This is a genomic window from Bifidobacterium sp. W8110, from assembly GCF_016101375.1.
Taxonomy (GTDB): domain Bacteria; phylum Actinomycetota; class Actinomycetes; order Actinomycetales; family Bifidobacteriaceae; genus Bombiscardovia; species Bombiscardovia asteroides.
The window spans coordinates 107,806-131,222 of record NZ_JACFQO010000002.1 but is presented as its reverse complement, the minus strand read 5'-3'; the positions used below and the strand labels follow the sequence as shown (position 1 = coordinate 131,222).

19 protein-coding genes are annotated in these 23,417 nt (G+C 55.0%); 10 read left to right on the top strand and 9 right to left on the bottom strand.

Annotated features, from left to right (window positions below; all coding sequences use genetic code 11):
* Window positions 1-48 precede the first annotated feature (48 nt).
* From H3T88_RS03690 to H3T88_RS03670, 4 genes are all read left to right on the top strand, one after another.
* Window positions 49-1,371 (top strand): MFS transporter, encoded by a 1,323-nt coding sequence (locus H3T88_RS03690; protein WP_198203612.1) that lies wholly within the window; start codon window positions 49-51, stop codon window positions 1,369-1,371.
* Between the two features lie 424 nt (window positions 1,372-1,795).
* Window positions 1,796-2,536, top strand: a complete 741-nt coding sequence (locus H3T88_RS03680; RefSeq protein ID WP_015021283.1) for an SDR family oxidoreductase — start codon at window positions 1,796-1,798, stop codon at window positions 2,534-2,536.
* A 112-nt stretch (window positions 2,537-2,648) separates the two neighbouring features.
* Window positions 2,649-3,017 (top strand): TIGR02328 family protein, encoded by a 369-nt coding sequence (locus H3T88_RS03675; protein WP_015021282.1) that lies wholly within the window; start codon window positions 2,649-2,651, stop codon window positions 3,015-3,017.
* Between the two features lie 88 nt (window positions 3,018-3,105).
* A complete protein-coding gene (locus H3T88_RS03670; protein WP_146210901.1) occupies window positions 3,106-3,810 on the top strand; it encodes a hypothetical protein in 705 nt (234 codons plus the stop codon).
* Here H3T88_RS03670 and H3T88_RS03665 read toward each other — a convergent pair.
* A complete protein-coding gene (locus H3T88_RS03665) occupies window positions 3,797-5,047 on the bottom strand; it encodes an MFS transporter (protein ID WP_198203610.1) in 1,251 nt (416 codons plus the stop codon). The two genes, H3T88_RS03670 and H3T88_RS03665, sit on opposite strands and share 14 nt — an antisense overlap.
* Before the next feature lie 532 nt (window positions 5,048-5,579).
* Here H3T88_RS03665 and H3T88_RS03660 point away from each other — a divergent pair.
* The 5 genes from H3T88_RS03660 (at window position 5,580) to H3T88_RS03640 (ending at window position 11,013) form a co-directional block, all read left to right on the top strand.
* Window positions 5,580-6,287, top strand: coding sequence for a hypothetical protein (locus H3T88_RS03660; RefSeq protein ID WP_198203609.1), 708 nt, complete (start codon window positions 5,580-5,582; stop codon window positions 6,285-6,287).
* Window positions 6,288-6,362: 75 nt separating this feature from the next.
* A complete protein-coding gene (locus tag H3T88_RS03655; protein ID WP_198203608.1) occupies window positions 6,363-6,623 on the top strand; it encodes a hypothetical protein in 261 nt (86 codons plus the stop codon).
* Window positions 6,620-7,354, top strand: a complete 735-nt coding sequence (locus tag H3T88_RS03650) for a hypothetical protein (protein WP_198203607.1) — start codon at window positions 6,620-6,622, stop codon at window positions 7,352-7,354. The genes H3T88_RS03655 and H3T88_RS03650 overlap by 4 nt, the downstream gene beginning before the upstream one ends.
* A 93-nt stretch (window positions 7,355-7,447) precedes the next feature.
* Window positions 7,448-10,360, top strand: coding sequence for a Spy0128 family protein (locus H3T88_RS03645; protein WP_198203606.1), 2,913 nt, complete (start codon window positions 7,448-7,450; stop codon window positions 10,358-10,360).
* Window positions 10,361-10,596: 236 nt separating this feature from the next.
* Window positions 10,597-11,013, top strand: coding sequence for a hypothetical protein (locus tag H3T88_RS03640; RefSeq protein ID WP_015021278.1), 417 nt, complete (start codon window positions 10,597-10,599; stop codon window positions 11,011-11,013).
* Window positions 11,014-11,095: 82 nt separating this feature from the next.
* Here the strand turns inward: H3T88_RS03640 and H3T88_RS03635 are convergent, their stop codons facing one another.
* The 3 genes from H3T88_RS03635 to H3T88_RS03625 are packed head-to-tail and all read right to left on the bottom strand — an operon-like array spanning window position 11,096 to window position 15,358.
* Window positions 11,096-11,866, bottom strand: a complete 771-nt coding sequence (locus H3T88_RS03635; protein ID WP_015021277.1) for an MIP/aquaporin family protein — start codon at window positions 11,864-11,866, stop codon at window positions 11,096-11,098.
* Window positions 11,863-13,497, bottom strand: a complete 1,635-nt coding sequence (locus tag H3T88_RS03630) for a glycoside hydrolase family 43 protein (RefSeq protein WP_198203605.1) — start codon at window positions 13,495-13,497, stop codon at window positions 11,863-11,865. The genes H3T88_RS03635 and H3T88_RS03630 overlap by 4 nt, the downstream gene beginning before the upstream one ends.
* Before the next feature lie 13 nt (window positions 13,498-13,510).
* Window positions 13,511-15,358 carry an alpha-glucuronidase gene (locus H3T88_RS03625; RefSeq protein WP_232347127.1) on the bottom strand — a complete coding sequence of 616 codons (1,848 nt, stop codon included), beginning with the start codon at window positions 15,356-15,358 and terminating at the stop codon, window positions 13,511-13,513.
* 410 nt (window positions 15,359-15,768) lie between these two features.
* Here H3T88_RS03625 and H3T88_RS03620 point away from each other — a divergent pair, with 410 nt between their 5' ends.
* Window positions 15,769-16,782, top strand: coding sequence for a LacI family DNA-binding transcriptional regulator (locus H3T88_RS03620; protein ID WP_198203603.1), 1,014 nt, complete (start codon window positions 15,769-15,771; stop codon window positions 16,780-16,782).
* Window positions 16,783-16,839: 57 nt separating this feature from the next.
* Here H3T88_RS03620 and H3T88_RS03615 read toward each other — a convergent pair whose 3' ends face one another.
* The 5 genes from H3T88_RS03615 to H3T88_RS03595 all read right to left on the bottom strand — a co-directional run bounded on the left by H3T88_RS03615 (window position 16,840) and on the right by H3T88_RS03595 (window position 23,274).
* Window positions 16,840-18,201: an ABC transporter substrate-binding protein gene (locus H3T88_RS03615; RefSeq protein ID WP_198203602.1), complete on the bottom strand. Its 1,362-nt coding sequence runs from the start codon at window positions 18,199-18,201 to the stop codon at window positions 16,840-16,842.
* A 145-nt stretch (window positions 18,202-18,346) separates the two neighbouring features.
* Complete coding sequence (locus H3T88_RS03610) at window positions 18,347-18,940, bottom strand: DUF624 domain-containing protein (RefSeq protein ID WP_198203601.1); 594 nt, start codon at window positions 18,938-18,940, stop codon at window positions 18,347-18,349.
* 153 nt (window positions 18,941-19,093) lie between these two features.
* Entirely contained in the window at window positions 19,094-19,993 is a 900-nt protein-coding gene (locus H3T88_RS03605) for a carbohydrate ABC transporter permease (protein ID WP_110416764.1), read from the bottom strand.
* Window positions 19,986-20,918: a carbohydrate ABC transporter permease gene (locus H3T88_RS03600; protein ID WP_015021270.1), complete on the bottom strand. Its 933-nt coding sequence runs from the start codon at window positions 20,916-20,918 to the stop codon at window positions 19,986-19,988. Before H3T88_RS03600 ends, H3T88_RS03605 begins: the two co-directional genes overlap by 8 nt.
* Window positions 20,919-21,462: 544 nt before the next feature.
* A complete protein-coding gene (locus tag H3T88_RS03595) occupies window positions 21,463-23,274 on the bottom strand; it encodes a sialate O-acetylesterase (RefSeq protein WP_198203600.1) in 1,812 nt (603 codons plus the stop codon).
* Window positions 23,275-23,417 lie beyond the last annotated feature (143 nt).

Here is a 23,417-nt window from a genome sequence, read left to right as displayed (position 1 = left end):
CAAGCAGCAGTTGGCCAGTCCCGATTCCGCGAGAGGAAGGTCGCAGTCATGTCGACCACACCGACACAGCCATCATCACGAAAACAGGCTGTTTACCCGTACTTGATCGTGCTGTCGGGCATCGTCTTCACGGCCATCCCGGTGTCGCTGGTCTGCAGTTGCGCAGGTATCTTCTTCACGCCTGTCAGCAGCTACTTCCATGTTCCCAAGGCCGCATTCACCGGATATTTCAGCATATTCAGCATCACCATGGTCATCTTCCTGCCGGTGGCCGGATGGCTGATGCACCGCTACGATCTGCGCATCGTACTGACGGCAAGCACCGTCCTGGCTGGACTGGGCTGCCTGGGTATGTCCCGATCATCCGCCATGTGGCAGTTCTATCTATGCGGAGTGGTTCTGGGAATCGGCATGCCGGCCATCCTCTATCTGTCAGTACCAACACTCATCAACGCCTGGTTCCGCAAGCGGGTCGGGTTCTTCATCGGCCTGTGCATGGCCTTCACCGGCATAGGCGGCGTGATCTTCAACCAGATAGGCACCGTGATCATCAGATCCGCCCCTGATGGATGGAGGCGGGGATATCTGGTTTTCGCTATTCTCATCCTGGTGGTCACCCTGCCCTTCACCATTTTCGTCATTCGCAGCACACCCGAACAGATGGGTCTGCATCCCTACGGCGCCGACCAGGAGCCTGATGCAGCTGAGACGGCCACCAATAGTGCAGACACCGAGAGCAAAGACCAAAAGAGTCCTGAGCCTGCAGCGTCAACCGTAGGCATGACCGTCTCCCAGGCCTTGCGCTCCCCTGCCTTCTGGGCACTGGCGCTCTTCTGCGGTCTGATCACCATGAATCAGACCATCTACCAGTTCCTGCCCTCCTACGCGGCATCCCTGCCATCCATGGCAGCCTACACGGGACTGATCGCCTCCTCCTGCATGGCCGGCCAGGCCATCGGCAAGATCATCCTGGGCATGGTCAACGACGGCAGCATCGTGGGCGGTCTCTGTCTGGGCATCGGCGGCGGCATCCTCGGCGTCTGCCTCATGGTCGCCTTCCCCGGATTGCCCGTGCTCCTCCTGCTGGGAGCCTTTGCCTTCGGCCTGGTCTACGCCTGCACTACTGTGCAGACACCAATCCTGGTTACAGCGGTCTTCGGCTCGCGCGACTACACCAACATCTATGCACGTATCCAGATGGTTGGGTCCCTAGCCTCGGCCTTCGCAGCTCTCTTCTGGGGCGCCATCGCTGACCAGCCCCACGGCTACATCATCATGTTCGGTCTGAGCATCCTGATCATGGTTGTGGCCTTGTTCCTAGGCATTATCCCCCTGAAAGGTACGCGCAAGTTGACCGATCAGATCGCCTGAGCTGGCCCTGCAACTGACAGCCTTCACAACCACTCCGCTTTCCGTCATGCGTCGTTAGGAGGCGGAATACCTTCGCTACTACTATCTTGGTCATGTCAGCGCGATGGGGCCATCGCGAGCCGCGGAGAAACCAGGGCCGGACGGCAAGGGCCGAGTACCTGTCACCATCACCAACCTCGGTCTTGACCGACCTGTGGATCATGAACTCTACCGTCATCTGCTCGACGTCTAAGCGCAACACAGTCAGCAGAACAGGCACGCTGCTTCAGCGGGGAATATATTGTGACCCCCGCGGAACCGTCGGCACCTCATGGACAACTTCGAAACGTTGGCGGGACCAGAGTCATCCATACGTCGGTCATCAGCGTGGGCATGCCATCCCATAGGATGGAATACGACAGCACATCTCTATAAAGGAGTGGACATGACTGATCGACTACAAGGTAAGGTAGCCATTATCACCGGAGGAACCGGCGGCATGGGCGTGGGTATAGCCGAATGCTTCGTCCGCGAGGGAGCCAAGGTGGCCCTTACCGACATTAAGGAGAGCGATGCTTCACGCAGCTTCATGCAGGAGCACCCCGGGCAGGTCGTTTTCCACACCTTGGACGTGACGGACGAGGACCAGTGGGTCTCCACCATCGACACCGTTGAAAAGGAGCTGGGCCAACTGACCACCGTGGTCAACAATGCCGGCATAGGCGGCAGCGGGGCCACCATGGACCAGGAGAGCTACGAGGACTGGAAAAAGGTCATCGCCATCAATCTCAACGGAACCTTCCTTGGCACCAAGCATGGCATGCGGGTCATGAAGGGTCGCGGTGGATCCGTTATCAACATCTCCTCCATCGAGGGCTTCGTAGGCCTGAGCGGAGCCGGAGCTTATAACGCCAGCAAGGGCGGTACCAGGCTACTGACCAAGTCCGCCGCCCTGGATTCCGCCAACAACAATTACGGTGTTCGCATCAACTCGGTCCATCCCGGATTCATCAAGACCCCTCTGATCAGCCAGAGCCTTGAGGACAGGATGAGCAAGTTGACGCCTCTGGGCCATATCGGAGAGCCCCAGGACATCGGAGAAATCTGCGTCTATCTGGCCAGCGACGAATCCAAGTTCGCGCTGGGTGCCGAATTTGTTGTGGACGGTGGATTCATCGCCCAGTAAGGAATTCCAGTAAGGAATTGCCGGAACCCCTCCCTCTGCCAGTCCGCTTACAGTGATGCAAGCGGCTAGGCTGAAGGAGGGGTTCATCTATGACCCCAACGAGGGGGTCGTCATGCGATTGTGGCATCAGGATCTGATCCCGTTGCTTCCCAGACAGCAGCTGCTGGGCCAGCATCGGGAGATCACTGCACTGCGGGGCCTGGGGTGGGGTCGACGGCATGCCACCGTTGACTACGTCTTCCACCACTGCCCATACAAGCTCTTTCAATTTCATCTTCTGGTCATGGCAACGATGCGCGAGCGCGGCTATCATCCTGATCCCGCCTGGTATGACCCGCTCTACCGTGGCAGACATTGCCCTCCCTATGAGGATCTGGTTGTAGAGCCGTTGACGGACCCCATCTACCCCGAGCATGATGCATCCTATCTGCAGGAGTGCTTGGAGAATCTGGCAGGGAAAGGCATCCATCTGACCATCTGATGGTCACCTCTAGAAGGTATAGGATCACTTATGGCAAAGATGTACGATCATGCTTGGGACTATGTTGCAGATATTCAGGGGAGTGTCCATGCCCATTATCGACATTATCAATCTCATCATTAACTCCACTACAGCCATAGCCACAGTTGTGGCTATTCCTGCGACCATCGTGTACTCCGCCCGGCAGACGAGAAGAACATTCGCCAAGGACGATGAACGTCGCAGCTATGACCTCTACCAGACCATGCTCAAACAGGCCTCCCGCGTTGATGTCTGGGAGTCCAAGACATCTTGGAAAGATAAACAGAAAGAAGGGAGCGACGAGCACCTGATCATCACCAACCACAGCGAGGGCACCATACGCCAGGTTTCGATCCTGGTTCACTGGGATTTGCTGAAGAATTCCCATTTACGGCCCATCAAACTTAAAAACAATACGATCAACTATTACAGGGTCCCTGGATTCGGCCATCATCACGCATGGCGGACATTGCCAACAGCGGATTGGATAATCTCGATGGATCCAGATTCACGATTTACCTGGAGCCTGCCTACCATCTGCCCTGGGAACATCTTTGAATCCCCCCGCTTTTTAGACAAAAACGATCCTCAGGACCGGTGCCGGCTGAATGCAGTAGCCATAAAATTCACTGACGTGTACGGCAATATTTGGGAACGGTTGTTTGAATCCGAGTATCTGCCCAAAGACCATGCTGCCGGTCTCCATCTCTTGTATTCGCCCGACGACCGGTTGGCGGAGTTTTGCAAACCGAAGGGCGTCATTCCCGAGTGAGCCTGGACACCGTGGGCACCAAGAGGGTAACCGCCGCCAGCAAGAACGCCAAGGGCAGCAGAGCAGGCCTGACACCGGTATGGTCGGCCAAAAATCCGATAGCCGGAGGAATGATCCAGGAGACCCCGTAGTAGGCAGTGGAGATTACCGAAGCACGCTGGGCCGCCACGGCTGGATCCCTGGTTGCCAAAGTGGTGACAATGGGCACGCCCAGAGCGGCTCCGACACCCCAGATCCCAGTGCCCACAAGACTAAACACAAAAGAGGGCGAAAGAGCATAGACCAGGATGCCCAGAGCCGAGACCAGGAGGGTCAGGACCAACGAGCGCATATTCCCCAGTCGTTCAATCAGATGCGTACCCAGCAACCTTGAGACAATCATGGTTGCAGCGAAGATCATGGGAGCAAGACCGGCTTGAGACTCAGGGACACCGAAGGCATCGACCAGGCCGATTCCGCTCCAGTCATTGACGGCACCCTCACTGGCCTCCAAGGCCACGTTGATCAGGGCAAGCATGAGAACCAGTGCATCGCCCCAAGCAGCCAACTGCTTGCCCAAGGAGGATGATTGCTCCGACCCCGCCTGCTGATCCGAACGTTCGTCGTCAGCGCCGCCCTTGTAATCCCCTAGAGGCTGAGCCGGGCAGAGCAGGACGCAGGCGACCACCAGAGCCAGGCTGATCAAAGCATTGACAGCCAGGTGCACGCCTATGGCCACACCCCGATGAGACAGTAGCGAGCCCAGCCCCAGGGCAAGAAACATGCCCAGACTGTACGAAGCATGGAAGCGCGGCATTATCGACCGAGAGGAGAAGCGCTCCACCGCCCCGGCCTCGACCGTGTTGACCGTTCCCCAGAGGCTAATCCCAGCCGAGTTAAAGAGCAAACCCAAAACCACCCCAGGCACTGATCGCAGAGTGACAGCCAAGGCCGCGATTACCATGCCCAGGCACCAGGTGGAGGCCGCCAGCAGCATGGCCCGCCGCACGCCCAGCCGATCAGTCAACACTCCTGAGACCAGCATGCCGACCAGAGCGCCGCAGCCGCCCAGGATGGTCATCAGAGCCAGGCCCGAAGGCTGCAGACCGAGGCTGGCCTTGACTGTTGGCAGTCGAGAAATCCAGGCCGAAGTACCGATGCTCATGATGATGAAGAACCCGTAGACAGCCAACCGCTCCCGCATTCCGTGACCCGGAAAATCGGCAACCGATAGCTCATGATGATCCCGTTCACTCATGCAGACCTCCCTGTTATGTCCATAGTTGGCCCTTTACTCCGGAGGCGCATATCAATAGCGGAATTATAATCAATGACTTTTTATACTGTTCTATAAAACTAGTATCTAATGACTCGAGAACCATCGTAGACAGTCGACCGGATGACTTGAAGGGGATGCCTCGGCCCGACGCCCCAGTCGGTCGTCGGCGCTCAAAAGGAGAAACGTGGCAAAGGGTAATTTGAGCGGAAAAGTCCTGGCCGGCCTGATGGCTATGGCCATGTTGATACCCACCATGGCCATAGCCGATGGTGGGCAGACAGCTAATGCCCAGACCACCACCTCCACATCAACATCTACAACGACACATGCACAACAGGCGACTGGGACAAACCATGTGTCATCCACGTCGACCCAAACCTCGACTCCACAGTCAGACACTGCCGCGTCCGGGGCAGCCCAAACCACTCAGAAGTCGAAGTCGACCCCCCCGAACCAAGCCGCGCCCATACAACCCAGCAGAAGGCCGACCTCCAAATCGGCAATCAAGGAGATGCTGGACACCGACGACGCCGTGGTCACCACACTATCCCAGGCATCCCGCTCCACCGGCACGGCTCCTTTCGACAACGACAACAGCCCCGGCGACGACCACGATGCAGACAATGACATAGTGCGCACTTTCGATAAGGTGTCCTACACCTACTCTTTTGCCGTAAATACCCGCAGCGAGACAACCAGTTATCGCCGAGGCCGAATAGGCTTCCAATTCAAACTGAGCCAGCCTGAGGACCAGGTCACCTTTGATGTGGATTCCATGGGCTGGGTGGACAATACGCAGGGATACCTGCCAAGGCAAACTACAGAGACCATCGACGGTCATCCGACACAGGTGCTCACCGTTTACAGGCTACTCACCGCCCCACAGAATTTGCCTACCGTTATTCCGGGATCCTCCAGCGTCACTCTGGTCCTTCGGGTCCGAAGCATGCCCAATGGCAGCAAATTCGCCCCCGAGGTCCAAGCCTGGGGCGCTCCGGATGCCACCACCAAGACCGATCCTGCTTCGGCCACGTCCGAGCCTGTCACCGTATCGGCCAAGCTCAATCTGAACCTGCGAATCACTGGCGGAACCAATGAAGGCTCCGGCAACCAAACCTTCGACTTCAACACCCCAGCCGCCAGCAATTACCCCAACCATGAGCTGGGTAAACGCAAGGGGATCATCAGCAAGTTCAACTGGGCCGTTGACATGCGTTGACCCGATCGAACCAAGGGTCTCAAGGGTCTGGAGGTTCCCATTGGCCCCATAACCTTTTCCCTATCGCTGAGCAATTTGTGGCAGACCGCTGGAGGAGATGCCTATCCGAAGATAGAGGATCTGCAACCCTACTTCTGGGACATCGGCACCATCGACGGCGACTTCAACAACAGCGGGCGCAACACCGGCAATCAGGGCTGGAGACCCACTCTCAGCAATTATGGCTATGCCCGATCCACGGGTGGCACGGCTGGGAAGGACCGAGTCCAAGGCAATGGTCATTACACCGTGGCTGAACAGCGCAACAGCCAGGGCCTCAGGCTGGACCTACTTTGAAGGACTATGAAACCAACGACCCCTTCCCCTATCTGGGACACACCTACGCACCAGACGCCAAGTGCACGACTGCCCTGGCCTCGACTGACTGCACGCGACAGGAAGTGGCCGAAATCTCCACTGGTTACCTATATGTCTTCAACCCCTCCACTATCGGCGACAAGGACGTGGCCAACTACTATGGACAGACCGGTCTCAGCTTGCAGAGCAAGGTCGACGACGGCAACCTGAGTGCGAAATCGCTATCAAACCAGTCTTTACCCTCTGCCACCGGCCCCACGGACACGTCAAACCAAGCCGACCAGTCCGATGATATGTGGCACAACGCTATCTTCGCGCTAGGCTCCAGCACATCAAAGGCAGGCATCAGCAACATCATTCAGTACAGTTGCATGACGGCTTCCAACTTTTTTGATAACGGCGTGGACTGCGGGTGGTGGACTGCTCCTGACAACCTACGGGGGACCGACTCAGCAGTCGCAGGGACCAAAGTGCGGGTAACGGCCGGTTTTAACTTCAAAACCAGCAAGGCCGATCTGCCTCTTTTGGGAATGTCCTTGGTCAAGATCGACCCAAAGGTCGTTAGACTGCCGGACCCCGCAAGTCTGGATATTCCCTGGGTCAATGGCATCTGGCAGAACGGCAAATACGATAAATACGAGTCAACGAGCGATCAAAACCCGTCACAGGAACTGGTCATGTACGCCACCAAACCCGACGGAAAGGACTAGAAAAACGACACTGAGCAAGCCAATGCCGACATAGAGGATCTGAACTTTTATAGCACGCAGAAGGACGCAAAGAAGCATGGCACGGTTGTAGGCATGCTGCTGGGCGGGCGCACTGCCGCGCCCACCAGCTTTGCCGAAGTGAATTCCCGATTCGGCTTCGGCGGATTTGTGATTAACGTCCTCCCCGACGCCAAAGTAGGTTCTGTAGCCCAGCTGACTTCAGTTTCGCGCACCTTCACCCGCAGCCAATTAGCAGCTATGGCCGGGCTGAGCCCCGAGAACTCCAGCGATCAGGAATGGGAGGACTGGGCCAAGCAACAGAACCCCTACGAGCTGGCCAAAATCAAATCTCCCGTCTTAGCCACATCCGCCGGAGGCTATACCAAGGCCAGCTATGACCAAATAAACGGTTACCTGGGCGGAGACACCGGCGGCAATGAACACGGGGACAGCCTCTATGTAGCCGGCGAAACCAACACCATCTCCAACGCCGTAGCACAAACAAGCACCAATTCCAAACCCAAAGAATACTTTGACATAGACAGCGATCAACGGTTCGTTGACTGGCGGCTAACCATCAACACCGGCACTTCAGCTTCGCAAGCCAACAAGGGCGCCAAAACCGAACTCTACATCACCGACAAACTACCGGCAAAGCTCCACTACATCCCCGGCAGCGCCCGATTGGGCGGCACATATACGGAAGCCACGCCTGAGATGGGCCACATAGAGGGCGGAACCGCCTGTGAGCCATCAGTGAGCACGGACCCCGTAACCGGAATCACCACTCTGTCCTGGACACTGACCAACATCCCTGTGGCCGGCAACAACCGCGTCATCCACTTCTCCACCTCCCTGGGTGACCTGACTGACCCCAGCAAAGACATCGGTTCCAACGAAGATCTGACGACCTCTGCCACAGTTCAGTCAAAACAGAATATGTCCCAGCCCAACACATACTTGAAGACTGCCGATTCCTTCACCATCCACGCCTGGCGAACCAACACAACCAGCCTTTCCACCTCGGCCGTACAGGATACTAATGAAGCCGGTGCACCAATCGGCTTCACCAACATGCTGAGCAGCACCTCGGGCAGTGGCAAGCAGCATCACTATGCCATCGACATCATGCCGTACAAACAGACAAGTGGCAAACCCGACTTCCACGGGGAGCCTACTTTTGCCGATATGAACGTAAAAGCTTCGGCGGGGGCTAGTCTGAGCGGAATCACCATCCGCTACACCACAGATTCTCGATGGCGGGTGAATGACACGAGTTCCATACAATCCCAGGATTACCTCTCTTGGAACGAGGCTGACTTCAACACAACAAGTGGCGAAGCGAAAATGCCTGAAAACGTGGTCGCCTGGGTTTTCATCATCGATGGGCAGCCCAACCAATTCCGCTATGACATTACTTTCCATATAAATCCCGGAAACAACTCCTCCGGCGACCTCTATCGGAATCGCTGGGGCAATGCACTGAACCAAATGCCTGCCCAGGCCATGGTTGTTCAACGTTCCATCAGTGGTATCGTATGGTACGACATCAATGGGGACAGCACCCGCTCTTCGGACGATATTCTGCTTAAAGATGTCAAAGTGACCCTGCTCGACGATATTGACAACAAGCCCGCCAAGTCGGTCGTCACCCCACATGATGATCTGAGCACAAAATCTGATTCCCAGGGCAAGTACGAACTGACCAATATACCGGCAGGGAAATTCCACCTGCGCTTCGACCCCGCTCCGAACACGAACTGGACCCACCTGACTACAACAATCCAAAAGGCCAGCGGAGCCAGCCCGAGCGAAAACTCCTCAGCCAGCGACATACTGGAAGTCGGAACCATGAAAGGTGCCGTCATCAACGATATTGAGTTCCAGAAGGCCGAGGATATGGTGGACACGGCCAGCCAATCCTTGGATTTCAACAACTGCGGCCTGGCAGGAACAATGGACACCAATGAAGTGTCTGCCGGAGTCAAAGTACAGATCCAAGGCAGGAACTGGCTCAACTCAGACTCCTTCACACTGGCTGTCGACCCCCTGCGTGGCGCACCGTCCGCAGCGTTGCCCAGTCAAATCACCATAGACGCCGACAACCAAAATACCCAGGTGCCTGTCAACGTGTCTGCTCTGCCCGACGATGGCAGCTACGAGTATCATATACACCAGGAAACCGGCTCCATTCCTGGTCTGGCGTATGATCAGAGCACTGCAACCCTGACCATCACTTTGACAACCGATGCAGCTCAATTGCACCGTATCGCCACTGCGCAGTGGACTGACAACGAGGGCAGCAAGATAGACACGGCGGTCTTCACCAACACCTACCGGGCCAAGCCGGCCACGGTCAGGCTCACCGCCTTCAAGCACCTGGAAGGCCGGGACCTGGAGGCCGGGGAGTTCACCTTCCACCTGTACGACGGGAAGAGCGGCCATGAAGCGGGCTCGGCATCCAACGACGCCCGGGGCGGGATCGCCTTCACCAACCTGGCCCTGGACCAGCCCGGCGACTACCACTACACCATCCGCGAGGACCAGGGCAGCCTGCCCGGCATCACCTACGACCAGCACGCGGCCACGGTCGACATCCACGTCACCGACGGCCTCAACGGCCAGCTCCAAGCCGCCGTCACCAGCAAGGACACCACCTTCACCAACACCTACCGGGCCAAGCCTGATAAGCCAGATAACCCCGATAACCCTGACAACTCTGGAGGACACGACAAGCCGAATCAACCGGTAGAACCGAGCAAGCCGGGCGAATCTAATAATGCGCCCAACAAAACAGATCAAACTAGTTCCAATAGCCAAAAACCGGCACCAGGAAACCAGTCTTCTAGTGACCAAGCGAAATCTTCTACGAATTCCCAGGCCCTAGCCGCCTCCGGCGCAGACATAGTCATGCCTGTAGCACTGACTGTCGGCACTGCCGTACTAGGCCTGGCACTGATGTGCCTGTTGCGGCATCGCAGGGATCAGGATACTGACCTGGGCTGATCGTTCCCTGCATGAGAACACAGCTGGGCCTCTTCTTCACTGATGACAGGCGCCTATGGCGAACCTCACGGTTCCCTGCCCCTATCTGCAGACGAAATTTGGTATTCTTGCAAGTGGAAGGAATCTTGCATCCAGAGGTCACCGTCGACGATGGACGGTCACCTGAACGGTCATGGCCCTGCACGGTCATGACGTCGATTGTCACACGTGCAGGCCGTCACACAGAAAGGTCAGTCATGGTAGACGATACAGTCATTGTTGTTGATACTTCCATGTTCGGAAAAGATGCCGCCGCGAAGACCGCCAAGGCCAACGAGGTCGCCCGCAAGTACGGTATCAGCGACGAGGCCCTCAAGAAGGTCGAGGATTACAAGAATCAGTTGAGCTACCACCAGGCATGGGACCTGCCTTTCCTGGGCTACGTGGACGAGGACGGCTATGGATATGCCTACGTACCCAACAAGGCTGTCGCAGCTGATGGCTGGGATGCGCATAAGGCCTTCCTGGACCTGCCTGATGATGCCCAGACAGCCTTCGCCATCCGCATGCTCTTCACCCATCGCGACGTCGACCGCCACGGTGCAGAGATGTTCCTTCACCACGGCCGCGGGCTGACAGTCCGCTTCCAGGAGCCCACCTCAGCCAGCTACTGAGCTCGAGCTACCTAACTAACTCGACCCCCGGTTCTGTCGTAATAACCCCCTGACAGGGCCAGGGGCTTTTCCATGTCGTCGATCAAGGCAGAAGCCCCATCCAGGCAGGAGCTAGCACACCGATGCAGGCTCCGACGATCGGCCCGACAAAGGGTATCCAGGCGTAGCTCCAGTCCGCATCCTTCTTGCCGGACATGGGCAGAAGGCAGTAAGCCAATCGGGCGGAAAAGTCACGTGCAGGATTCATGGCCGCACCAGAAACCCCTCCCAGGGCCATAACCAGAACCGTGATGACCAGGGCCACGCCCAGCGGCCCGACCTGTGTAGGAGTTCCACCATTGAGGAAAACCCAGGAAACCAGGATGGCCGTGCCGATGGCCTCCGATGTCAGATTCCAGAAATTCGAACGTATGGCCGGCTTGGTGCAGAAAATCATGAGTTTGGTATCTGTATCGGTCGAAAGTTCGAAATGCTTGCGAGTGCCCAGGTAGCCCAGACAGGAACCTAAGAAAGCCCCAAGGAACTGGGCGGAAATGAAGATGGCCACATTGGCCATGGTGACCGGAATGCCACCCTTGCCCATTGCCAAGCCGTTCAGGGTTGCTTGTGGGTCAATCCAGTGACCGACCACCCTGGCCAGGGTCACCGCCGGATTCAGATGGCCGCCCGTTCTCCACCCCGCATATACGCCTACATAGACAGCAAGACCCCAGCCCAACGACGCGTTGATCCAGTCGGCTCGATAGGCCCCTGTCTTGGGGAGCGACCTACTGGCGGCAACCATGACCGCGATGGCCATCATAAGGGCGGTGCCCATGAACTCCGAGCAGAACATCTGCACACCGCTGATCATGCTCTCTCCTTTAGCTCCCTGTAATCAAAGGAGCTGAAAGTGGCCAGGCTCCCATAACCCGAATAATCAACCGCTGCCAAGCCGACAAAACCACCGGTGAAGTAACCGTCAATCTGCTTATACACATGGTCGTCCGAAAGGACTGCCGCATCCAGGATAACCGGAACCGTGGCCCAGTGACGACCATCGAACGAGTATTGATAGGAGTAGGACGAAGTGCGGACTTTGGTTTTGAACCAGACATGAGCGCCCGTAGGCACAGGAATTGCTTCATCCTTGAGGTATGAGACGTAACGATTTCCATCAGATTGGGCGACCTCAATCACCCGCGTGCTACGCCTTTCATCCCAGGTGACAAATATCCAACTGAAATTTGCGTCGCTGTAATAGTTGGTCAACCCCGCCATAGCCTGATAGGACCTCGGTTCAAAATCCATCCGCACCTGAGCGTCGAAGTCGAAGGCCTGCCAGCGTCTGGCCACCAGAGACAAGTCAAAAAGATTATGCAGCGACCCCTGGCCCCTCAAGCGGAGGGAGCCTGCACCCACTGAGCCCATTTTTTCATTGAAGGGCACCCGTAATGTACACCAATCCGGACCAAGCGTATCCGATTCGAAATCATCATGCTGATGGCCCTCCTTCTGCTCTTGCGAAGACACTGGGGCATCTCTGGGAGCCTCCACATACCGACTGCCTCCGTGGCCTCCCTTGATGTGCGGCCATCCGTCCTCGTCCCACTCCACCTTCTGGATGGATGTCTCGCGACCTAAGGTGCACCACCCTCGAGGATCCACGACCGACTCCTGGGGTCGGTGCCAGGGACGAGCGCACAACGATGCGTAATACCACTCTCCCGTGGGGGTGTCCACCAGCGATCCATGCCCCTGCTTCTGCAGGTAGGACCGGGGGGTATCGAAATTGCTCAGGAAGGGTTCATCGCCCGGCATGGTTTCGAAAGAGTCATCCTGAAGCGTCCGCGAACGAGAGACGGTCTCCTGATGAGAGAAAGTCGTGCCCCCCTCGGCCGCGAACAGGTAGTACCACCCATTGATCTTGTAAAGATGAGGGCCTTCAGACAACCTGACATCCGTTCCCCTCCATATGGTTCTGGATGTCTCAGGCAACAGCCGCATGGTGGATGTGTCGAATTCAGTCAGTGTTATTCCGTCGAAGTGATGATGATACTCACGATGATCCCAGGTCTGCTGAATCAGATACTTTCTGCCGTCATCGTCGTGGAAGAGGGATGCGTCGAATCCCACGTAGTTGATGGGCACTGGATCGGTCCAGGGTCCTTCTATGCGCTCGGCGCTGGTCAGATAGTTGGTGCCATCCTTGAAGGTGCCCGTGACGGTCTTGATATCCGAGAAGACCAGCCAAAACCGTCCATCGGAATAGGAGAGGTCAGGAGCCCAGACGCCGCCCGAGGAGGGGTCGCCACGCAGATTGACCATTCTCTCGGAATTCAGGATGCTGGTCACATATTGCCAATGGACCATGTCACGTGAAGAATGGACGCGCACGCCGGGAAACCACTCGAATGTGGAAGTGGCTATATAGTAGGTGTCCCCAACACGAATCATGGATGGATCAGGATGGAAGCCCTTTAACACCGGATTGTCAATGATCATCTGTATTTCCCCCTTATGCGTAAATCTTGCGGCCGAGCCTGTCGGGCACTCCGCTCATGCGATGGAAGTATGTGTTTATCTGATCGCGCCATTCGACTGCGTCGGCTTTCTGCGCCTGGAGTCTGTCGGCCACGTTCTCCCAGTCAGCCTGGGGAATCGAGCCCTTGACTTTCTTCCAAAGCGTTATATATCGCTCAACTTCCTTTACGCCTTCGAAATGGGAGCTGTAGATGTGCTGGATGAGCGTCTGCCCATCATGAAGCACATGGTCATAAGGCAGATGGTGAAAGAAGAGCAGCAGATCGTCCGGGGTTGTCTCCGCATGTTCGAACCGCTCCTCAAGAGCCTTATGATACTGGGCCGTAAAGCCTGTCCCGGTTGATTTCGTTCGGTCCACGCCGATTCCGTCTCGGTCAGCAAAATGATACGTGCCCCACCGGTCGTATTCATATCCGTTCACGTCCACGCCATAGTGCAAACCGGGCTTGACCATGAACCCTACACCCAGAGGAGCGGTGTAGTTCTTGAAGGTTTTGTTCGAAGTGAGCATGATCTCACTGACGGCCTCCCTTGCCGGGCCGCGCAAATCAGGAAAGGTGAGCGTCATCCATTCATCCAGAATGGAGCCAGCCGTGGCATCGGGATCCCAGCACATACGACCGAACCCGTAAAGGTTAGCCTGAGCCAGGGTGTTTCCTGTCCAGTTGTCATCCATGCCCACATTGCTGACTCCTGCGAAACCCGTATGAGCGGAAACCAGGCACAGCTTCGGCACCACGGCCTTGACACGTGCATCAGTCTGTGGGGCACAGGTATCCCAATTGGTCATTGCCAGCCACTGCGGCAGAACATAGTTGACGTCAATCTGCTGACCTAGGTATTCAGCGGTGATTTGGAACTCGATCATAAGATTCGTACGGGTCATGCGACCTATCAAGGGGTTGACAGGCTCGCTGACCTGGAAATCGATGGGGCCGAATTTGACCTGGAGAACGACATTTTCGGCAAACAGCCCATCAAGACCAATGAAGTTGTCGTATGCGGATTTGGCCCTATCCAGGCTCCTATCCCTCCAGTCCTGATTGCAGTCGTAGACAAAGGCCCTCCATATGACAAGGCCACCGTGCCTGGACAGGGGTCGAGCCAGCATATTGGCCCCATCGACGTGGGTGCGCCCGTACCGCATGGGGCCCGGCTCTCCTTCAGCATCCGCTTTGACCAGGAAACCGCCAAAGGCGGGAATGCGCTCATATATATCATCGACTGTCTTTTCCCACCAAGCCGACACCTCATCATCAAGGGGGTCCGCCGTGGACAGACCTCCGACATCGATGGGCGAAGCGAAGTTCACCGACAGGAAGACCCGAATGCCGAATTGCCCGAAGATGCCCGCGAGCACTGCAACCCGGTCGAGGTATGGTTCGACAATCAGTTTCTTGGCCTGGCCTCGCACATTCACATTGTTCAAAGCTATGGCATTGATACCGATTGATGCCAGAAGACGGGCATAGGCGGTCACCCTTGCCAGATCACCTCGGAAGGGATCGTCCTGGTGCCGATCAGGAAAATTGCGGAAATCAGCACGGCTATTAGAACCCAGAACGCCGAAAAAGATGGATTCGCCTGCGTACCCGCGCTCAACCGAACCATCCGTCTGATCCCAGTGGTCGATCATTCTCAATGCTTGATTCGGCACTGACTCAAAGTCATCGATCTGCTGCCCGCATGCCTTTCTGCGCACCCATCCGTAGAGGCCATAGAGGAGGGCCGTGGCCGTATTGCCTTCGATGCAGACACAATCCCCCTCTGTGTGGATGCGATAGGCCCCGTCCTGTTCCGCGGGTAATGCAGCGGAATTCATTATGAAGACCAAATCCGCGCACTGCCGGTCAGCCGCTTGGCTAGCCCCGAAGAAATCAAGCAGTTCTCTATATATGCGCGTCGCGACAGGATCTTGAAAATCAAGACCCTCAATATAGAACCTGCGGGTGCCGACTATGGGTCTTATGACTTTTGGCGATAGCCACATGGGCTCAAACATGCTCATTCCTTCTTCGCTGCAGACTTGGCATAGTTGATAACGTAAATTTCGTTACTAACTTCGTAATTTTATTATATACGTACCTTGTACAATGATTCCCAGACAGTTTCCTAGACGACACAAAAGAGTCCACTACCTTTCTATTAGACACAGGTGAGCAGTAATCTAGTAATTACTTAGAAAGTTTCGATGAATTCAATCGCACACTTACTCGGAAAGGCTCCCGAATCATGAGGAAAGTTGTGAAACTCGCTGACATTGCAAAAGAGGCCGGAGTCTCCACTGCCACTGTCTCCAAGGTCGTCAATGGACGATCCGATGTAGCCAAGACCACACGCGACCATATCGAGAAGCTGCTAGACTCGGCAGGATACAAGAAATCGCTGACCAAGACCGCCAACAGCAATTCGATTGAAGTCATTCTCGAACGAATCGATACCGTATGGTCCTTGGAGATCCTCCAAGGGGTGAGCGAAATGGCTCAGGAAAACGACCTGAGCGTCACTCTGACGATGGCCAAGACCGGTGACGAGAGCGACAATCATTCCTGGGTCTACGGGACTCTGGGACGGCGTCCAATTGGGGTTATCTTTGTGCTCCTGGAAGGCAACAAGAAGGAAAGACGCCTGCTCACATCCCGCAATATTCCTTTCGTCACAGTGGATGCACGAGGCGAAGTCGCACAGGACTCCATCACGCTCAGGGCGGACAATTGGACTGGTGGACTTTTGGGAACCAGACATCTAATCTCCCTGGGGCACACCCGGATCGGAATCATCACTGGTCCGAAAGACATGACCTGTTCCATGGCACGTTATGACGGATACTGCTCAGCCATGGCCAAGGCGGGCATTCCTGTGGATCCCGCCTTGAAGCGTTCAGGTCAATTCACCGAAAGCGACGGTCGCGCACAGGCCCTGTCCCTGCTCTCCATGGACAATAGGCCAACAGCCATCTTTGCTGGTGATGACCTTCAGGCCATGGGCATCTATGAAGCGGCCCGACAGTTGGACATCAGCATTCCAGGCGATTTGTCCGTAGTCGGATTCGACAACATCCGAACCTCGGAATACCTGGGTCCAGCCTTGACCACGGTTGAACAGCCGATTTCCGAGATGGCCCGTCATGCCGTTAAACTCATTCTGCAAATGAAGGATGGGCAAAAGGTGGAGAACGAAAACGTGTTTCCCACCAAACTTATTGTCAGGAACAGCACGGCGCCAGCATGTGAAAACAAGGGGTGAAGCAACATCGCGGCATACCGCTCTGCTGCTCCCACCCTTGAATTCCAGCGGTTTTTATCAGGATGCGGTATCCACCGAATTCTGAATTTCGCTGATCAATTCATCTGCAGCCTTATCAGGCTTGGACTTATCAAAGACGACATCCTGAAGCTTGCGTAGGAAGGCGTTGGTAAACCCACTGGCTCCGTTAGGGGTCGGGTCTGGATTGGGACCAGAGATCTTGCTCATCTGATCCACAAACGCGAACAGCTGCTTATCAAGCGGATTCGCAACGCTGTCCAGTTCCTTGCGAATTTTCTTGTTAGAGGGGATGCCACGGTCCGTGCCAAACTCCTTGCCGGTTTCATCATCGTTGATCAGAAAGTCGATCAGCTTGGCAGATTCTGCGGGGTGCTTGGTCTTCGCCGACATCGACCAGTACATCCCCGGCTTCATGTAATAGTACTTCTTACTCGCCGACTTGTCAGCAGGCATGGGAACTATCTTGAAGTTTTCAGTTCCCAGTGCCTTTGCATACTGAGCCAGCTGGGATGAGAGGCCGCCTGATCCGAACGAGAAAGCCTGCTTGCCCTTGGCCATATCCGAATCCTGGAGGGTTCCGTTTACTGCAGAGAACTGTTCACTCCACCTGTCGGGACTGCCGGCAATGGGGTTCTTGCCATGGGTCCAGTCATAGGCTTTCTGCATGTAGTCTGACATCAGTTTCTTATCGATGGTGACCTTGTTGCCAGTGAACATTGTTCTCTTGCCATGTTGGCGCTGCCAAAGCTGGAAGTCATAGCCGCCGAAGGTAGGCTGGGTGCCCACATACTGACCATTTGACTTATCGACCACCTGCTGACAGACATCTTCATACTCCTTCCAGGTCCACTTCGAGGTGTCAGGAAGGGTGATGCCCAATTTCTCCAGTATGTCCATATTGACGATTACGCCAATCAAAGTGACGCTTGTTTCGGCTGCATACTGCTTTCCATCGATTTGTCCGGCTTTCTTGTTTTCCACAGCCATGTTTCCCAGATCCAGGTATTTCGAAACCTTGGAAAGGTCATAGAGCGATCCTTGCGAGGCATAGGAGGAAAAATAACTTTCATCCATTTGCATCACGTCAGGAGCGTTATCCCCAGCCACCGAGGTTGCCAGCTTGTCCCAATATCCACCCCAATCGGAGTATTGCATATCTACGTGAATGTTGGGATTGGCCTGTTCGAATCGCTTCACTGCGGATTCGGTCAGCTTAACGCGAGCGTCGGAGCCCCACCAGTTCAGCGTGATAGAGACCTTCTCCCCTTTGGGGGCCAAAATCGGGTCATCGCCGCCACCACTGGCGCTGACTGAACTACCACAGCCCGACAGAGCCATAACCACAGCAGAAGCGGCAGCGACGGCTGCGATCAGCGTACTTTTGTATTTCATTGCCATTCCTCCTTGAAAAGCAGACAGGGTTTCACACCCGTCTTCATAAAAACCAGCTCGAAGCGCGTATTCCGGACGATGCCTTCTCCAGCAGCAAATCCTGGGCTATGACCACTGGGCTGAGGCATCGTCAATTGAACTCCACCTCCTTTCATGCGGAAGTTCGTCCAACGATGACATACTGCCTGATGCCTTCAGATGCGTTCCATACATGGACAAGAGCCAACGGACCCCAGGCAAGCAGAAGCAGGATGCAGAGCAGATCCGGAACGAGAAGGGCCGTGATCACGATCAGGCAAGGCCCCGCTAGGAGAACCAACATGTTCCGGGGCAGCCTGACCATGGTCAATAACAGGGAATCGCGGACCAGATTACGGTAATGCAAATCAGTCGCCCATATGAGTGGAAAAACATAAGTGGCAGCCATGCAGAACAAGACGAATATAAGGATGAATCCCATCATGGCTATGTCGCCGCCAGGGCCTCCAGCCCGGGCGCAGAAGACAATCCCCGTGAAAGCAACCACCTGAAATGCCAGCAGCGTCCATCCTGCGCACATGACGCGCTTCCAATCTTGAATCATGGCCCTTGGAAAATCATGCCAGGGGTTGCAGATCCGGCGTTGCATGAGCATATCGCAAATCCGGCACAGGGCTGAACAGGCCAAGGGTATGGTGATTATTGGCAGACAGGCGAGGGTGAAGACCAGGCTCGCCTGGATAAGCTGCCACGGCCTTGTTGCCATTACATGCACCAGCTGTCTTATACCTGTCAACGGCTGGGCATCTGAGCGTTTACCGCCTCGCCACTGTGATGCATCTTGGTACCGCAACATGCTCACGTCTACCTCCCTGCCCTCCGGGCAGACCGCATTCCTCCACGCTCGACACGGATATCGCTACTTGCCGCCGGTTGTTGCAATGCCCTCGACCAGATATCTTTGTCCGAAGCAGAAGACCAGGAAGAGCGGGACAATCGACAGGACGCTCATGGCAAACATGGGGCCATAGGATGACTGTGATTGGGCATCGATGAAAGTACGGAGAGCAATGGGGACCGTATAATACTGTGGTTTGGTCAGATAGATGAGCTGACTGAAGAAATCATTCCAGGTCCACATGAAGGTGAATACGGCAGTTGTCCCGATGGCCGGTTTCATCAATGGCAGAAGCACTTGGAAGAATATCCGCAGATGACCGGCTCCATCGATCTTCGCCGCTTCATCCAAATCCCGGGGTATGCCTCGTATGAATTGATAAAACAGAAAGACGAAGAACCCATCCATGGCCAGGAACTTGGGAAGGACCAGCGGCACGATCGTGTTGATCATGCCCAGGGAATTCCAAATGATGTACTGCGGAATCACAATGACATGGATTGGGACCATCAGCATGAGCAGCATAAAGCCAAACATGATATTCCTGAAGCTGAAATCCAATCGTGCAAAAGCATAGGCGGTCAGCGAACAGGTGATGATGTTGCCAATGATGGCAAAGATCACAATGATGAATGAATTGATGAAATACTTGCTGAACGGGTAGCTTAGCGCATTCCAGCCTTTGACATAGTTCGACCAGATTGGGTGGGTTACCAAGAGCCCCATATTCTTGAAAATCTCATTTTGCCCGCGCAGACTTGAAGCTATCATCCACAAGATTGGATAAAGCATGACAAGGGCAAAGACAAACAGGAGAATCTGCTTGATAAGCTGCTTGAATATATCCGCGCTCCGATGACCAAAAACGGGAAGAGCAGCGGACGGAGAGCCTGTTTTCAGATTTTTGTGCGAATCAGTCATCGTAATACACCCAGTACTTTGAAAGAGCGAAATTGATCAGTGTAAATACAGCCACGATGAGCACCAGGATCCAAGCCATTGCGGAAGCATAACCCATCTTCAGCTGGCCAAAACCCTGTTGGTAGAGATACAGGGTGTAGAACAGCGTGGAGTCGGATGGTCCACCCGTGCCTCCGGAGACCACGAATGCTTGGGTGAAGGTCTGAAAACTATTGATGATGCTCATGACCAAGTTGAAGAAGACTATGGGCGACAGCATCGGCATGGTAATTGACCGGAACTGCCTCCACTTTCCCGCCCCATCGACACTCGCGGCCTCGTAGAGCTCCCGGGGAATCTGCCGTAATCCCGCCAGGAAGATCACCATGGCGGAACCGAATTGCCAGACATGCAAAGCCACCAAGGTCCAATTTGCAGTGGCGGGATTTCCTATCCAGGACTGAGTCACGTGAAGGCCGAACATATTCAGGAAATTGTTAAATAGTCCTTCCGAACCAAACACCATCTTCCATAGGACTGCTATGGCCACGGAACCGCCGAGCATTGAAGGCAAATAGAAGGCGGAGCGATAAAATGTCAACCCCTTCATTCCGCGATCCAAGATCACTGCGAGTGCCAGCGCAGCCAAAAGCTGTAGCGGCACAGACACAATGACATAGGTGAAGGTGACTCGTAGCGAATGCTGAAATCTTATATCCTTGAACAGGGTGGCAAAATTCTGCAGGCCCACAAATTTTGGACTGGTCAGCATGTTGTATTTGGTGAACGATAAGACAACGGAAGCGATCATCGGTATAAGCGACAAAAAGACAGCCCCGATGACCCATGGGGCCATAAAAGCACATGCTGCCTTATTGTCAGGATGCTTCCGCTTCTCCCTTTCCCTGTCCTTCACCAATGAAGCGAACTCAGCGGCATAGCTCACAGCCGTTCATCCCCTTTCACTGAATACATGTGTTGTCGAATTTCTTTCAACCCACCTCCAGCGCGAAGACCTACCATCATCCCTTGCCGTCCTTTCCTGGAAAGAGTGAGAACTGAACGAAGACCGATCATGGTCGTTCGACAACTCCGTCAGGTTCTTTGTTGCTCAGCAACCAAAGACAGTGTATCAGTTTTTAAGGGAAAAACCTAATCTTTTCATTATTTATATCTAAATTTTCGTACTACCTGATCGGATATTCCCCACCTAATAAATACCTGCCTAAAGGCTCATATGTACGCTTCTCAAAGATAGAAAGTCTATAAGATAGCGATATCGGGACAGGTCACAATCCGTCTAAGGAAGCATTCGCATTTTTCACGGTTTTGTGTCACCTGCAATCTTCACTTCAGCAAGCATCAGAAGAGATTGATAGTATGTTTCTCGCTCGAATGAACGACAATTTCGACTAGTTTTCGCAATCTGATGAGAGATCCATTACCAAACAGGTCCATCAGGCAAAGACTGGCATACGCCGCCCCGAAATTCACCGGGAGGGGAGAATTTGATCCAGCGGGACTTCAAAGGGGGAAACCGGCAGACCATCCTCGCCGGCCAGAGGCAGACGAGGCGAGTGCGCCCAGGCGTATCGCACAAAGACCGGATTGCCCAGAGCCCGGTCCGAATCCAAAGGAACGAGAATCGTGTCAGAAGAAGCGATGATTCCGCGTAAGGATTCAGGTACTCCGCCAGATGAAGAATCGACCAGGTCAAACTTCAGCGGGCCGTTTGCAACCAGACCGGACCCGGCTTCAGCGAAATGGAGGACGATGCCCTCCTCCCTGCGCTCCGCGTGACTGATCCGCGGGCCCATTGCCGGATGGTCGGCACCATAGACAATGGACTGTGCCGCATAGGCCAATCGCTCCCCCACAGCTTTTTTGTTCAGCGGATGCAGATCGTTATCCTCGCCTAAGCCGCAGGAGACCACCATTGCAGTATGGTCAAGGACCAATGCCTTGCGCTGTTCATCACGCAGACGAGGCCATTGCTGACCTTCGATTTTCAGGTTCGGCAACTGCACATATATAAATGGAAGATCCGGCCGATGGAAAAGGCGTCGCCAATCCTGGATCAAACCAATTAATTTTCTGCCATACCCCTCTGACGAACGAGAAGCATTTGATTCGCCCTGATACCACAGAACGCCTGACATTTGCAAACCAGCCAGTGGCGCCACCATGGCATTGAAACACGCAGCCGGCATCCGCGTAGGATAGTGCTCGATTGGAGCCGGCGGCGCCCATAGACCCCTCCGACAGCGCCACGACCCAGAAGCATCCAAATCAATCTGCGCCTGATCCATATCGACGATTCTCAGGCAATGGCGCTTGCCCGGCGTCCACCCACCCCCCTGATCGGTGTCAATGCGAAGCCGTACCGTTATCTGCATTTGAGCGCCCAAGTGTCCGACGGGATACAACCGAGGAGGATATCGATATCCAGTCTCACCCACTAATTGCCCATCAACATAGCACTGGTCCGAATCGACCAGAGTACCCAGATCCAGCACAGCGGGATGTCCTTGATACAAGGGCGGAACCTCCACCTTGCACCGCATCCATACAACTCCTGGACCCGCGAAGGCATCATGCAGGTACCATGCCTGGCTGAGTGCAAGAGGCTTCCAGTCCGAGTCATCATAGTCCCGCTCGTACCAATTGCCAGCCAGACCGCGATCGGCCTGATCCAGGCTACGCCGATATTTTTGAACAGCGTCATGCTCTGATTGTTGAAAGGCCGTAAGGCCGTCTTTGGAAGGAAAATCCATGGGATCCGCCTGAAGATACCCCAGGTTCTTCAACCGACAAGCGCTCATCCAGGACTCGATGGGCGTACCGCCAATGGCTATCTGAATCAAGCCGAGAGGCACATCCTGGCTTTTCCTGATCCTCCGGGCGAAGAAGTAGCCTACGCCGGACAAATTGGTGATATCGTCCAAACCGACGACCTGCCAGCGCCCCCCAGGCAAATCGATGGAGGGCTCACAGGGCGATGCAGATTCGCCAACCAGAAAGAACCGTATGCCATCGTCATTGGCCATATCGATTTCATCGTGATATTTGGTTTTTAATCGTCCCATCCAGAGCTGCATATTCGACTGGCCAGCCAGAATCCAGACATCCCCAAAGAGGACATCATCGATGACGATCTTCTCTTCACTAACCCCGGACTGTGTTCTTGAGGTCACATGGAGCGCATATGGGCCTCCAGCAGCATGCGCAGGCAGAACAATCCGCCAGAGACCGGAGCGGTCAGACAGAGCGCTCCCCTTGGAATGCGCAATGGATGCATCCACTCGGGTTCCAGGTCTGGACCATCCCCAAATCACAGAGGGAACATCACGCTGCAGCACCATTCCATTGCTGAACACCGACGACAAACGCATGGAGAACACCTCATCGTATGAAAGTCATCTTTCCTGCACCTGTATTTGGTATC

Bases quoted from the DNA above. Each gene is read 5' to 3' on its own strand.
- H3T88_RS03690 (WP_198203612.1), top strand. From the start codon at position 49: ATGTCGACCACACCGACACAGCCATCATCACGAAAACAGGCTGTTTAC.
- H3T88_RS03680 (WP_015021283.1), top strand. From the start codon at position 1,796: ATGACTGATCGACTACAAGGTAAGGTAGCCATTATCACCGGAGGAACC.
- H3T88_RS03675 (WP_015021282.1), top strand. From the start codon at position 2,649: ATGCGATTGTGGCATCAGGATCTGATCCCGTTGCTTCCCAGACAGCAG.
- H3T88_RS03670 (WP_146210901.1), top strand. From the start codon at position 3,106: ATGCCCATTATCGACATTATCAATCTCATCATTAACTCCACTACAGCC.
- H3T88_RS03665 (WP_198203610.1), bottom strand. From the start codon at position 5,047: ATGAGTGAACGGGATCATCATGAGCTATCGGTTGCCGATTTTCCGGGT.
- H3T88_RS03660 (WP_198203609.1), top strand. From the start codon at position 5,580: ATGCTGGACACCGACGACGCCGTGGTCACCACACTATCCCAGGCATCC.
- H3T88_RS03645 (WP_198203606.1), top strand. From the start codon at position 7,448: ATGCTGCTGGGCGGGCGCACTGCCGCGCCCACCAGCTTTGCCGAAGTG.
- H3T88_RS03640 (WP_015021278.1), top strand. From the start codon at position 10,597: ATGGTAGACGATACAGTCATTGTTGTTGATACTTCCATGTTCGGAAAA.
- H3T88_RS03635 (WP_015021277.1), bottom strand. From the start codon at position 11,866: ATGATCAGCGGTGTGCAGATGTTCTGCTCGGAGTTCATGGGCACCGCC.
- H3T88_RS03630 (WP_198203605.1), bottom strand. From the start codon at position 13,497: ATGATCATTGACAATCCGGTGTTAAAGGGCTTCCATCCTGATCCATCC.
- H3T88_RS03625 (WP_232347127.1), bottom strand. From the start codon at position 15,358: ATGAATTCCGCTGCATTACCCGCGGAACAGGACGGGGCCTATCGCATC.
- H3T88_RS03620 (WP_198203603.1), top strand. From the start codon at position 15,769: ATGAGGAAAGTTGTGAAACTCGCTGACATTGCAAAAGAGGCCGGAGTC.
- H3T88_RS03615 (WP_198203602.1), bottom strand. From the start codon at position 18,201: ATGGCAATGAAATACAAAAGTACGCTGATCGCAGCCGTCGCTGCCGCT.
- H3T88_RS03610 (WP_198203601.1), bottom strand. From the start codon at position 18,940: ATGGCAACAAGGCCGTGGCAGCTTATCCAGGCGAGCCTGGTCTTCACC.
- H3T88_RS03605 (WP_110416764.1), bottom strand. From the start codon at position 19,993: ATGACTGATTCGCACAAAAATCTGAAAACAGGCTCTCCGTCCGCTGCT.